General features: G+C 75.2%; 13 protein-coding genes. 6 read left to right on the plus strand and 7 right to left on the minus strand.

The features are described from left to right. The 4 genes from IEZ00_RS10205 to cobA all read left to right on the plus strand — a co-directional run. A partial coding sequence (locus IEZ00_RS10205) for a bifunctional cobalt-precorrin-7 (C(5))-methyltransferase/cobalt-precorrin-6B (C(15))-methyltransferase (RefSeq protein WP_189222935.1) occupies positions 1–804 on the plus strand: 804 nt, incomplete at its 5' end. A 64-nt stretch (positions 805–868) separates the two neighbouring features. Beyond that, positions 869–2,125 carry a cobalamin biosynthesis protein gene (locus IEZ00_RS37720; protein WP_189222936.1) on the plus strand — a complete coding sequence of 419 codons (1,257 nt, stop codon included), beginning with the start codon at positions 869–871 and terminating at the stop codon, positions 2,123–2,125. A gap of 90 nt (positions 2,126–2,215) precedes the next feature. Further along, on the plus strand, positions 2,216–3,004 hold the full coding sequence (locus IEZ00_RS10215; RefSeq protein ID WP_189222937.1) for a S1 family peptidase: 789 nt from the start codon (positions 2,216–2,218) through the stop codon (positions 3,002–3,004). Positions 3,005–3,108: 104 nt separating this feature from the next. Then, on the plus strand, positions 3,109–4,326 hold the full coding sequence (gene cobA, locus IEZ00_RS10220) for a uroporphyrinogen-III C-methyltransferase (protein WP_189222938.1): 1,218 nt from the start codon (positions 3,109–3,111) through the stop codon (positions 4,324–4,326). Here cobA and IEZ00_RS10225 read toward each other — a convergent pair. From IEZ00_RS10225 to IEZ00_RS10235, 3 genes are all read right to left on the minus strand, one after another. After that, positions 4,271–5,218, minus strand: coding sequence for a hypothetical protein (locus tag IEZ00_RS10225; protein ID WP_189222939.1), 948 nt, complete (start codon positions 5,216–5,218; stop codon positions 4,271–4,273). The two genes, cobA and IEZ00_RS10225, sit on opposite strands and share 56 nt — an antisense overlap. A gap of 140 nt (positions 5,219–5,358) precedes the next feature. After that, a complete protein-coding gene (locus IEZ00_RS10230; RefSeq protein ID WP_189222940.1) occupies positions 5,359–6,834 on the minus strand; it encodes a DEAD/DEAH box helicase in 1,476 nt (491 codons plus the stop codon). Positions 6,835–7,012: 178 nt separating this feature from the next. Continuing rightward, on the minus strand, positions 7,013–7,504 hold the full coding sequence (locus IEZ00_RS10235) for an HXXEE domain-containing protein (protein ID WP_189222941.1): 492 nt from the start codon (positions 7,502–7,504) through the stop codon (positions 7,013–7,015). A 31-nt stretch (positions 7,505–7,535) separates the two neighbouring features. Between IEZ00_RS10235 and IEZ00_RS10240 the strand changes: the two genes are divergently transcribed. Further along, the gene (locus IEZ00_RS10240) at positions 7,536–8,093 is read left to right on the plus strand and encodes a TetR/AcrR family transcriptional regulator (protein WP_229795380.1); all 558 of its coding nucleotides are present in this window, start codon (positions 7,536–7,538) and stop codon (positions 8,091–8,093) included. On the opposite strand, the gene IEZ00_RS10245 is transcribed toward IEZ00_RS10240, so the two are convergent. The 4 genes from IEZ00_RS10245 to IEZ00_RS10260 all read right to left on the minus strand — a co-directional run bounded on the left by IEZ00_RS10245 (position 8,056) and on the right by IEZ00_RS10260 (position 11,974). Next, positions 8,056–8,949, minus strand: coding sequence for a serine protein kinase RIO (locus IEZ00_RS10245; protein WP_229795495.1), 894 nt, complete (start codon positions 8,947–8,949; stop codon positions 8,056–8,058). The genes IEZ00_RS10240 and IEZ00_RS10245 overlap by 38 nt on opposite strands. A 244-nt stretch (positions 8,950–9,193) precedes the next feature. After that, a complete protein-coding gene (locus IEZ00_RS10250; protein WP_229795381.1) occupies positions 9,194–10,186 on the minus strand; it encodes a Crp/Fnr family transcriptional regulator in 993 nt (330 codons plus the stop codon). Further along, on the minus strand, positions 10,179–10,883 hold the full coding sequence (locus IEZ00_RS10255; RefSeq protein ID WP_189222942.1) for an RNA polymerase sigma factor: 705 nt from the start codon (positions 10,881–10,883) through the stop codon (positions 10,179–10,181). The genes IEZ00_RS10250 and IEZ00_RS10255 overlap by 8 nt, the downstream gene beginning before the upstream one ends. A gap of 146 nt (positions 10,884–11,029) precedes the next feature. Beyond that, positions 11,030–11,974 carry a helix-turn-helix domain-containing protein gene (locus IEZ00_RS10260; RefSeq protein ID WP_189222943.1) on the minus strand — a complete coding sequence of 315 codons (945 nt, stop codon included), beginning with the start codon at positions 11,972–11,974 and terminating at the stop codon, positions 11,030–11,032. An 86-nt stretch (positions 11,975–12,060) separates the two neighbouring features. Here IEZ00_RS10260 and IEZ00_RS10265 point away from each other — a divergent pair, with 86 nt between their 5' ends. Then, positions 12,061–12,279, plus strand: a complete 219-nt coding sequence (locus IEZ00_RS10265) for a hypothetical protein (protein ID WP_189222944.1) — start codon at positions 12,061–12,063, stop codon at positions 12,277–12,279. Positions 12,280–12,309 lie beyond the last annotated feature (30 nt).

Genomic DNA, 12,309 nt, shown 5'->3' on the forward strand with positions numbered 1-12,309 from the left:
TCGTGGGACGAGGTGACCGTCGTGGACGCCGCGGCGGTCGGGTCGCGGCACGCGGTGAACGCCTGCCGGGCCCGCCCCGCCGTGGTGGTCTCCGGCGCGGACCCGGCGGAGCTGGCCCGCGACCTGGCCGGGTGGCGGCGCACCCTGGTCGTCGCCGACGCCTCCGGTCTGTCCACTGTGGACCCGGCGGACGCGGTGGTGCGGCGCTGGGTCGACCCCACCGCGCTGCTGTGCCTGGCCGAGGGCGGCCGGGGGCGCGCGAGCACCGGCTGGGCGCTGCCCGACGACGACTTCGCGCACCGCGGCGACGGCATGGTGGCCACGGCGGAAGTGCGCGCGCTGGTGCTGGCCCGCCTCGAGCCCCGGCTCGGCACGCTGGTGTGGGACGTGGCGGCGGGACCGGGCGCGGTCGGCGTCGAGTGCGCCCGGCTGGGCGCGGCGGTGGTCGCCGTGGAGCGCGACCCGGTGCAGTGCGTGCGGATCATCGCCAACGCCTCCGCGCACGACGTGGACGTGCGCGTGGTGGAGTCGGAGCTGTCGGCCGTGGTGGCGGACCTGCCGCGCCCGGACGCGGTGTTCGCGGGCGGCGGCGGGCCCGACGTGGTGCGGGCGTGCGCCAGGGTCGGCGCCGCGCGGGTGGTCGTCGCCACCGCCGACCTGGACCGGGTGGTGCCCGCGCGGGACGCGCTGGCCGAAGCCGGGTACCTGGTGCGGGGCAGTCAGCTCTCGGCTGCCAGGCTGGACGGGGGCGCGCTGCGCGCGGTCGACCCGGTGACCGTGCTCTGGGCGACCCGGCAGGGCTGACAGCGCGGAGCACAGCCGGGAACACAGCGCGGAACACAGCGGGGAACCGCAGGGAGAAGACGACGTGATCGGTCTGTTCGCGGGCACCGAGCGGGGCCGCCGGGCCGCCGCCGACCTGGCCGGGTTCCTCGGCCCCGACGCCGTGGTGGCGGACGGGCCGGTGGGGCCCGCGCTGCGCGGGCTGTGGCCCCGGCTGGGTGCCGCGGTGTTCTTCTCCGGCACCGAGTCCGTGGTGCGGCTGGTCGCGCCGCTGCTGCGCGACGAGCGCTCGGACCCCGGCGTGGTGTGCGTGGACGGCGGGTTCGCCGTCGCGCTGCTGGGCGGCGCGCAGGCGCTGGCCGAGCGGATCGCCGACGTGCTCGGCGCCACCGCCGTGGTCACCGCCGCCGCGGCGGTCTCCCCGCTGGACGAGCTGGTCGAGCTGCTCGACGCCGCGGTGGACGGCGACCTGGCCGCGTGCGGGGCCGCGCTGCGCGCGGGCGAGCCGGTGCGGCTGAGCAACCCGCTGGGCTTCCCGCTGCCCGCCCTGCCGGACAACGTGGTCGAGCACGGGCACGAGAGCGCCTGGACCGTGCTGATCGACGACCGGGTGCCCGCCAAGCGGGCGGAGCGCCTGGTGCGGCTGGTGCCGCGCACGCTGGTGGTCGGCGTCGGGTCGAGCACGGGCGTGGCGGCCTCGGCGGTGTCCTCCGCGCTGGACCAGCTGGGCGCGCGGGGCAAGCTGGACCTGCGGGCCATCCGCGCGTTCGCCACGCTGGACCGCAAGGTCGCCGAGCAGGGCATCGCCGACGCCCTGGAGGACTGGGGCTTCTGGCACGGCTCGACCACCACGCCGCTGCTGAGCTACCCCGGTGAGGAGCTGGCGGTGATCCCGGTGCCCAACCCGGTGGAGCTGGCCATCGGCATCCCGAGCGTGGCCGAGGCCGCCGCGCTGCGCGGCGCGGCGGAGCTGTCCGGCGGCGGCCGGGTGGAGATCGCGGCGGAGAAGGTCAAGGGCGCGGGCGTCACGGTGGCCGCGGCGCGGGTGCTGCCGCGCGGGCGGCTGGCGCTGGTGGGCCTGGGGTCGGGCCGGGCCGACGAGCGCACCCCGCGCGCGGAGGCCGAGCTGCGGCGGGCCTCGGTCGTGGTCGGTCCCGCCGAGTGCGTGGACCAGGTGCGGCACCTGCTGCGGCCGGGCACCCGCGTGCGCGCCGACGGCGCGGTGGGGCTGGCCGAGTCCGGGGCCGCGGTGGCGTTCGTGGGGCCCGACGCGGGGCCGGTTGTTGCAGGTCCGGTACACGCGGATGTCGTGCGCGTGACAGGTGTGGCCCGTCAACTGTGAAACCGCTTCGCCGAACCTGATGGGGGTTGTCGCGGTCGCGCCGGAGTCGTAGCTGTGGGGATTCACCCCTGCACGGAGAGGAACCGCGCTATGGCGAAAACCCTGCGTCGCCTGGTGAAGTCCATCGCTCTCACGGCGGCCGTCGCGGCGGTCGGTTTGACGACCACCGCTCCCGCCTCCGCCGCCGACGTCTCCTCCTACGTCGTCGGCGGCACCCGCGCCACCATCGCCGAGACGCCCTGGGTGGTCTACCTGGCCACCACCTCGGGCGGCCAGTTCTGCGGCGGCACCCTGGTCAAGGCCGACAAGGTGGTCACCGCCGCGCACTGCGTCACCGGCCGGTCCGCCGCCTCCACCCGTGTGGTGTGGAACCGCGAGGACAAGCAGAGCACGGCGGGCACCGTGGCCGCGGTCAGCCGCATCTGGGTCCACCCCGGCTACACCACCGCCACCGCGGGCTACGACGTGGCGGTGCTGACCCTGACCGCCGGGATCACCTCCGACTACCTGCCGCTGGCCACCCCCGAGGACACCGACCTGTACGCGGAGGGCACCCAGGCCACGGTGCTGGGCTGGGGCACCACCTGCTCGGGCTGCTCGACGTCCCGCTACCTGCTCAAGGCCACCGTGCCGGTGACCTCCGACACCACCTGCCGGACCGCGTACGCGCAGTACCGCAACACCTCGATGGTGTGCGCCGGTCGCCCGGAGGGCGGCGTGGACACCTGCCAGGGCGACTCGGGCGGCCCGATGGTCGCGGGCGGCAAGCTCATCGGCGCCACCTCGTGGGGGCGTGGCTGCGCGCTGGCGAACTACCCCGGCGTCTACGCCCGGATCGCGCCCTACTACGACGTGCTGACCGCCCAGATCGGCTCCTGAGCCGGGTGCCGCCGTGCCCGCCGCGCGACAGCGGGCACGGCGGTCGCCGGTGATGTGGACCACGCCGCTTGGACCCGGCTCCCCCGGTGTGGATGCTTCTACCCATGCACGGTGAACAGCACTACCTCGTGGGCCTGGACCTGACCGGGAAGCGCGTGGTCGTCGTCGGCGGCGGCACGGTCGCCCAGCGGCGGCTGCCGCGCCTGGTCGCGGCGGGGGCGCGGGTCGAGGTCGTCTCGCCCGAGGTGACGCCCGCGGTCCAGGGCGTGGTCGACGCCGGTGAGGCGGTGTGGCACCCGCGCCGCTACGCCGAGGGCGACCTCGACGGCGCCTGGTACGTGCTGGCCTGCACCTCCGACCCGGAGGTCAACGCGGCGGTGGCGGCCGACGCGGAGCGGCGCCGGGTGTTCTGCGTGCGCGCGGACGTGGCGGTGAAGGGCACCGCGGTGACCCCCGCCGTGGGCGAGCACGACGGGCTGCTGCTGGGCGTGCTGGCGGGCGGCGAGCACCGCCGGTCGGCGGGCGTGCGGGACGGGCTGCTGGCGGCGCTGCGGGACGGCTCGCTGGCCGACCACCACGACCAGCCCGCCGGGGTGGCGCTGGTCGGCGGCGGGCCCGGCGACCCGGACCTGATCACCGTGCGCGGGCGCAGGCTGCTGGCGCGGGCGGACGTGGTGGTGGCCGACCGGCTGGCGCCGCGCGAGCTGCTGGACGAGCTGCCGCCGCACGTCGAGGTGGTGGACGCGGCCAAGATCCCGTACGGCCGCGCGGCCACGCAGGAGTTCATCAACACCGCGCTGGTGGACAACGCCAAGGCCGGGAAGTTCGTGGTGCGCCTCAAGGGCGGCGACCCGTACGTGTTCGGCCGGGGCTTCGAGGAGCTGATCGCCTGCGCCGAGGCGGGCGTGCCGGTCTCGGTGGTGCCGGGGGTGACCAGCGCCTTCGGCGTGCCCGCGCTGGCCGACGTGCCGGTGACGCACCGGGGCGTGGCGCACGAGGTGGTCGTGGTGTCCGGGCACGTGGCCCCCGACGACGAGCGCTCGCTGGTGGACTGGGACGCGCTGGCCCGGCTGCGCGGCACGGTGGTGATCCTGATGGGCGTCGAGCGGGCCGGGGCGTTCGCCGCCGCGCTGCGGGCGGGCCGCCCCGGCGACACCCCGGTCTCGGTGATCCAGGAGGGCAGCACCCGCGCGCAGCGCGTCGTCCGGTCCACTTTGGACTCGCTCGGTGCGGACGTGGTGGCGCACGGGGTCCGTCCTCCGGCGATCATCGTCGTAGGACCGGTGGCCGGACTGGCCCAGGAGCTGCCGCCGCGTCCCTGAGCGCCCACGCGACGCCCGCGGCGGTCGCGGCGGCCAGGACCACCAGCGCCGCCAGCACCGCCGCGCCGGGCCGCAGCAGCGGCTCGCCGCGCAGCGCCTGCCAGGTCAGCAGGCCGAACAACCCGGTGTACCCGGCGACGGCGACCAGCACCAGGCGCGCCCTGGTGCGCTCGGCCACGCCCAGCGCGGTCAGGCCGAGGGCGAGCAGGAGCACCACCTGCAGGCCGTGCATCCCGACGAAGTGCGGGATGCGCAGGTCGCCCCCGGTGGTGCTCCACGCGGTCACCGGCAGGCCCGCGCCACCGTCCGGGGCACCCACGGTGTGCCCGCCGGACAGCTGCACGACGTTGCCCGCCGCGTCCGGCACCGCGCTGCGCCTGCCGCGGTTGGCGAACACCATCAGGTAGCCCGAGGCCATGCCCAGCACGGCCAGGCCGAGGCCGCCGCGCACGGCCAGCGCCAGCGACCGGTCGCCCAAGCGCTGGCCCGCCATGATCAGCGCGAGCGCCACGTTGGCCAGGAACATCACCGGGATCGTGGTCGCGAACGCGGCCTGCACCAGCCGCGTGAACGGGTCGTCGGAGGTGTTGAAGTGGCTGAACTGGCCGCGCGCGGCCTGCGCCGCGACCAGGCCCACGTCCAGGAGCATGATCACCGCGATCGTCGTGGCCAGCCCGGAGGTCCAGCGCTTCCCCTTGTGGGGCAGGGACAGCAGCCAGGACAGCGTGATCGAGTACAGCGCCAGCGAGACGGCGAACTTGAAGGGCTTGAGCCACACCGGCGAGTCCTGGAGCACGCGGTCGTCGAGCAGCAGGCCGCCCAGGGCCACCGCGGTCAGCGCGGTCATCACCACCGCCAGCCACAGCGTCGGCCGGTGCCAGGTCTTGGTCATGGCTGAGAGCCTGCGCGCTCCCGGCGGCGTTCTCACTGGAGCAGGCGGGCCGTTGCGCGGTGGGGCTGGCCCCCGTCACCCTCCCGCGAACGGCGAAGCGCCCCTCCCCGCACGGGGGAGGGGCGCTTCACGTGCCGGGGTCAGTGCTGCGCGACCCGCCGGGGACGGCCGCTGCCGCCGCCGCGCTCGCGGTCGCGGTCGAACCGGCCGCCGCGGAACTGGCCGCCGCTGCGCCGGGGACCGCCGCCACCGCCGCCGCGCCGGGCGCGGACCGGGACCTCGGGCTCGGCCACCGGGATGCCGCTGGGCTCGCGGGCGCCGGTGATGCGGATCAGGTCCTCGTCACCGGGGCGGACCTTGGTCGACGCCGGGCGGATGCCCGCCCGCGCGGTCAGGCCCTGCACCGCGCGCCGCTGGTCGTGGGTGACCAGGGTGACGACCGTGCCGGACTGGCCCGCGCGCGCCGTGCGGCCCGCCCGGTGCAGGTAGTCCTTCGGGTCGGCGGGCGGGTCGACGTGCACGACCAGGCTCACGTCGTCGACGTGGATGCCGCGCGCGGCCACGTCCGTGGCGATCAGCACCGGCGTGGTGCCCTCGCGGAACTGGCCGAGCACGCGGGTCCGCGCGCTCTGCGCCTTGCCGCCGTGCAGCGCGCCCGCCTGGACGCCGACCGAGCGCAGCTTCTTGGCCAGCCGGTCCACGTGGTGCTTGGTGCGCACGAACATGATCGTGCGGCCCTCGCGCGCGGCGACCTCGGTGACCACGGACTGCTTGTCCTCGGCGGAGACGAACAGCAGGTGGTGCTCCATGGTGGTCACGCTGCCGGTGGGCGGCGCGACCGAGTGGACCACCGGGTCGTGCAGGTACTGCCGGACCAGCTTGTCCACGTCGCCGTCCAGCGTCGCGGAGAACAGCAGCCGCTGGCCGTCGCGCGGGGTCAGGTCGAGGATGGCCCGGACCTGCGGCATGAAGCCCATGTCCGCCATCTGGTCGGCCTCGTCCAGCGCGGTGAACATGACCTCGGACAGGTCGGCGGTGCCCTGCCGGACGTGGTCGGACAGCCTGCCGGGGGTGGCGATGAGCAGGTCGACGCCGCGGCGCAGCGCGTCGATCTGGCGGGGGAACGACGTGCCGCCGACGACCGTGCGGCACCACAGGCCCAGCGCGCGGGCGAAGGGCGAGAGCGCCTCCTCGACCTGCATGGCCAGTTCGCGGGTGGGCACCAGCACCAGGCCGCGCGGCTTGAGCGGCTTGGCCCGCTCGCCCGCCAGGCGGGACAGCAGCGCCAGGCCGAAGGCCAGCGTCTTGCCGGAGCCGGTCTGGCCCCGGCCGAGCACGTCGCGGCCCGCCAGCGCGTCGGGCAGGGTGGCGGCCTGGATCGGGAACGGCTCGGCGATGCCCGCCGAGGTCAGCGCGCGCACCAGCTCCTCGGACAGGCCCAGCTCGCTGAACGAGGGCAGCGGGCCCTCGGGGACGGTGCTCTCGACGTGGTCGGGCACGGTGGTGGGAACCGCCTCCGCGGTGAGCGGGCGGCGGGTGTTGCCCTGGCCAGGGCGCCTGCTGCGGGACTTGCGGAACTGCGGGCGCTCGGAACGGCCTTCGGACAAGGGTGGCAAAGCACAACCTCCGGGACACGGCACGTCACGGGGATTGCTCTGCTGGGCAGGCGCGATCGCGAGGACGGGCCCGGCGCTCGTTCGCGCCGATGGTGGGTGGGAGCACCGGGTCGCACGTGGGTGACCTGAGGGGCGCTTCGGTGGCGCCACCGGACGGTGCGCCATCCAGTCTAGCCGATCACGGCCGGGAGGGCCGAATCCGCGTGGTGTTCTGGCGCACAGGGGTCGTGAAGTGCGCGATCGCGTGCGCCGCGCCGACCACGACGGGGAACCACAGCAGCGCCCTCGGGTCGGTCGGGGCCGCGACGCCCGCGCGGCGCAGCCGCCGCCGCGCCCACAGCGCGAACGGCGCGACGACGGTGGGGGCGGTGAGCACGCCGGGCGTGTAGCCGCGGAAGACGACGCTGCCCGCCACGTGGGTGATCGAGTGCAGCCCGAAGCCGGTCAGCGCGGCCTGGAAGAACCGCGACCGGCCGCCGGTGCGTGCGCCGTCCGCCGCCGCGGCGGCCATGACCGCGCCCACCACGCCGATCGCGACGGCCGAGCGGGCGGGCGTGACGGTGGGGACACCGGCCTGGCGCCGGGTCCACCAGGACGTGGTGGCGAACTCTTCGGCGTCGTGCGCCAACCAGGCGACGAGCAGGCCCCAGGTGACCTTCTTGCTGACCATGCCAATACGTTACATCTTGTATCGTATTCGGGTGGCCGGACGACCCCGCAGCGCCCGCGTGGACCGCGCGCTGGCCGACGCGACCCTGGAACTGCTCGACGAGGTCGGCTTCGACGCGCTGACCCTGGACGCCGTGGCGGCCCGCGCGCGGGTGAGCAGACCCGCCCTGTACCGGCGGCACCCGGACAAGCTGCACTTGGTGGCGCACGTGCTGCTGACCGCCGCGGCGCCGATGTCCGACCCGGACACCGGCAGCGCCCGCGACGACCTGCTGGCGCTGGCGCGAGCGCTGGTCGACGGCCTGTCGTGGGTGGTGCTCGCGGTGCACGCCGAGGTCAGGCGCGCCTCCGGTCCGGTCGCGGACTTCCTGGCCGAGCGGCACGCCATGGTCGCTCGGGTGGTGCGGCGCGGCGTGGCGCGCGGCGAGCTCCGGGCCGACCTGGACCCGGAGCTCGTGCGCGACCTGCTGTTCGGCCCGCTGGTCTACCACTGGCTGGCCACCGACCGGGCCCGACCGGCCGCCGAGGTGTTCGACCTGGTCTGGCCGCTGCTCAGCGCAGACCGGCCACCTCCAGCAGCAGCCCGGTGACCTCCTCGGGGTCGGCCAGCTCCGGCTGCAGGCCGCGCGCGGCGAACCAGCCCGCGACGTTGCGCACGTCCCGCGCCAGGAACTCCGGCCCGCGCGGGTTGGCCGCCAGGTCCACCACCTGCGGCAGGTCGATCACCACCAGCCTGTCGTCGTGCACCAGCAGGTTGTAGGCGGACAGGTCGCCGTGCGCCAGGCCCGCCGAGGCCAGCACGACCAGCGCGTCCACCAGCTGCCGCCACAGGTCCAGCAGCTGGTCGGGGTCGGGCTGGGCGCGCGCCAGCCGCGGCGCGGCCACCCCGTCCGCGCCGATGAACTCCAGCAGCAGCTCGGTGCCCACCCGCTGCACCGGGTAGGGCACCGGCGCGCCCAGCTGCCACAGCCTGGTCAGCGCGGCGAACTCGGCCACCGCCCACCGCTCGGCGATCAGGTTGCGACCGAAGGCGCTGCGGTTGCTCATCGCGCGCATCTCGCGGGAGCGCCGCATCCGGCGGCCCTCCAGGTAGCCCGCGTCGCGGTGGAACAGCCGGTGGTCGTTGTCGCGGTAGCGCTTGGCGGCCAGCAGGCAGGACCGCTCGGGGGTGGCCCGCTCCACCAGGAAGACGTCGGCCTCCTTGCCGGTCTTGACCACCCCCAGCTCGCGGTCCACCGCGGCCAGGTCGGTGACCAGCCAGGACGGGTGCGGCTTCGGGCCGCGCTCGGCCTCGGCCCAGGTCGACCAGCGGTCGGCGGCGGCGGGCGGCTCGACGCCGTCCTCGCGCTGCCTGGCCAGCCGCTGCCTGGCCTCCTCGGTCAGCCTGCCCCGGCGGGTCGGTCCGGCGCCGCCGCGACCCGCGCGGCGCTTGGCCGCCCAGCGCAGGTCGTCGGCGTGGTCGTAGTCGGATTCGTAGTCGGGTTCCAGGTTCGGGTACTGCTCGCGCACTGCGGGGCTCCCTGCGGAAGAAGGTGATCGCCCCACCGGCGCGGACCGGCGGTGGTCAGCCGGTGGGAGCGAGCGGACGGGCTGGTGCCGCGTCCAGGACGGTCATCGTCATCGCGCACCTCCTCAAGTCGGCTCGGTCGCCGAACAGCATGCCGCGCTCCCACCACGCGGGCAACCGCTTTCACAACCCGGCGTACTCCCGCAGCGCCGCCAGGTCCGGCACCAGCACCTGGCGCCGCAGGTGGCTGACCACGACCCCGGCCTTGCGCAGGTCGCTGAACGCCTTCTCGGCGGTCCTCGGCTTCATGCCCGCGATCGAGGCCAGCTCCACCTTGGTCAGCGGGATGCCCAGCGACCAGCCGTGCCGCTCCCGGCTGCCGTAGGTCTGCACCAGCTCGGCCAGCACCCGCGCCACCCGCTCGGCCGCCGGGTGCGACAGGAAGTCGCGCCTGCGCTGGATCGACCAGCGCAGCCGGTCGTTGACCATCGCGATCAGCTCGACGAACACCTCGTTGCGGCGGTGCAGGAACGCCAGCAGCTCCCCGCTGGGGATCAGCTTGGCCACCACCTCCCCGCAGGTCACCACGGCCGCCGAGCGCGGTTTGCGGTCCAGCGCGGCCATCTCGCCGACCAGGTCGCCCGCGGACCGGATGGCCAGCAGCGCGGTGTCGCCGGTCTCGTCGGTGGTCTGCACCTTGACCACGCCCTCCAGCAGCAGCAGCGCGTGCGTGTCGGTGGCGTCCTGCTCGATCACCTCGCGGTCGCCCCCGTAGCGCACCACCGTGCCCAGGTGCAGCAGCTCCTGCCGGGTGCGGTCGGTCAGCCGGTCCAGCAGGCTGTCCGGCGGCCACCCCGACGAGGACCCGGAGGAACCGGGGGAGGGCGACGGGGACGGCCCGGCGGCGGGCTCGGCGTTCTCGCGCAGCGCCAGCTGGCCCAGCACCGCGCCCGCCGGGGCGCCCGCCGCCGGCGCGGCCGTCCAGCGGCCGGGGCGGCCGGGCCGGTGCCCCGCCGCGCTGTCGAGCATCTCCACGCGACCCATGACGGCCGCGGCGACCTCGTCCGAGGTCCGCTTGCGCAACTCCCGCGCGGCTTCGGTGCCCAACGACGACTCCTCGATCAGGATGGCCACGGCGTCCACGTCGTGGCCGGACGTGCCGATTGGTTCAGACATTGCTACCTCCGCTGCCGGTCGACCTGCCGCCGCCGGACTTCCGCAGGCGCTCCAGCGCCCCCTTGACGGCACCGGGGGTGGTCTCCAGCAGCTCCGCGATCTCCACGACGCTGTAGCCCGCCTCCCGCAGCACCACCGCGCGCTGCGTGCGCTCGTCGGGGATGCCCGCCAGGCCCTGCCTGACCTCCAGCCTGCGCACCACCAGCTCGGCCGGGTCCGGCCCCGGCGCGGGGCGGTCGGCCACGTCCTCGGTGCGCACGGTGCGGGCGCCCAGCTCCTGCCGCCGGTCGAACTCCCTGCGCCACCGGCGGTAGTGGTTGGGGAAGGCGTAGACGCACGTGGTGGTGAAGTAGCTCTTCAGGCTGGTGCCGCCGTCGGGGCTCCACCCGCCCTCCAGCAGCGCCTTGCGGCGGAACTCGCTGATGGCCTTGACCACCGTGTCCACGGCCAGCGCCGCCCGGTCGTCGTGCTCCCAGTACGGCGGCGGCGGTCCGGGCCAGCAGCCCTTCTCCGCGCACTTGGTGAAGATCACCTCCGAGCGCAGCCACGCCATGAGCACCGCGTAGCCGTAGCGGGCCAACTCGGTCGCGAAGCGCTGCCACACCGGTCCCGAACAGCCCTCGGCCAGCAGCAGATCACGCAGCCTGGCGTCGGAATCGGGTAACCGACGGCCGTCCCCCGTGTGCCGTTCAGACATGCGCACCACCCGGCAACCAACCTCACCGACTCGGGCGCCTCCGCGGGCGCTGTGGACACCGGTTCACAACCGGTTCTATGTCGCATGTCGGTGCGATGGCACGCGGACGTTCCGCGAATTCGGAAATTCCACCCCAAAAGGGGGAATCAGCGGTGGGCGAAGGAACGCCGGTAATCCTTGGGCGCGATACCCACCAAGGCGTTGAAGTGGTGCCGCAGCAGGGCTGCGGTGCCGAAGCCGCACTCGCGGGCGATGTCCTCCACGCCCAGCCGGGTCTCCTCCAGCAGCTGCCGGGCGCGCAGCACGCGCTGCGTGGTCAGCCAGCGGTGCGGGGTGGTGCCGGTCTCGGCGGCGAAGCGGCGGGCGAAGGTGCGCTCGGACATCGCGGCGCGCTCGGCGAGGCTGCCCACGGTGTGCTCGACGCCGAGGTTCTCCAGCAGCCAGGCCAGCAGCGGCTGCAGCGTGCCCGCTTCCGGCACGGGCAGCTCGACGAACTGGCGCTGGCCGCCCTCGCGCTGCGGGGCCACCACCATGCGGCGGGCGATGGCGGTGGTGACGGCGGACCCCAGCTCGCGGCGGACCACGTGCAGGCAGGCGTCGATGCCCGCGGCGGTGCCCGCGCTGGTGACCACGTCCCCGTCGTCGACGAACAGCACGTCCGGGTCGACCCGCGCGGCGGGGAACCGCTCGGCCAGCGCGTCGGCGTAGCGCCAGTGGGTGGCGCAGCGCCTGCCGTCGAGCAGGCCCGCCGCGCCGAGCAGGAACGCGCCGCTGCACACCGACAGCACGGTGCTGCCCGCCGCGTGCGCCGCGCGGATGGCCGCCAGCACCGCCTCCGGGTACTCGTCGCGGACGGTGCACGCGGGCACGGCGACCAGGTCCGCGCCGACCAGCCCGTCCAGGCCGTGGTCGGCGATCAGCGCCGCGCCGACGCCGCTGCGCACCGGTTCGCCGGGGCGCTCGGCGCAGACCCGGAAGTCCAGCCGGGGCACGCCGTCGTCGCTGCGGTCGATGCCGAAGACCTCGCAGACCACGCCGAACTCGAAGGGGGCGACGCCGTCGACGAGCACCACGGCCGCGGAGGTGAGCACGGGTCGAGGATAGCTGGCGGGATTTTGACGAACAACGACTTCTCTGCCAGTGGTGGCAGCTTCTTGCTGATCGCATAGTTAGCGCCATGACAGCGATCTTCCTGGCACTGGCCGTCGTGGCACTGGTCGTCTACGGCTTGGAGCGCAACCACAGCAGGAACACCCGGCCCGGCACGAGATTGGCGGGCAGCTGCGACGTCGAGGACCGCGACCTGCCCAGGGTGCGCGCGGAACTGCACCCGGTCGCCGAGCGCCCCGGGGCGCGGCGCGACGGGCGGCCCAGGCTCTCGGTCCGCTCGGCCTGACCACCTCAGGTGAACCGCCCTCAGGCGACC

This window comes from Saccharothrix coeruleofusca, assembly GCF_014648515.1.
Lineage (GTDB): Bacteria > Actinomycetota > Actinomycetes > Mycobacteriales > Pseudonocardiaceae > Actinosynnema > Actinosynnema coeruleofuscum.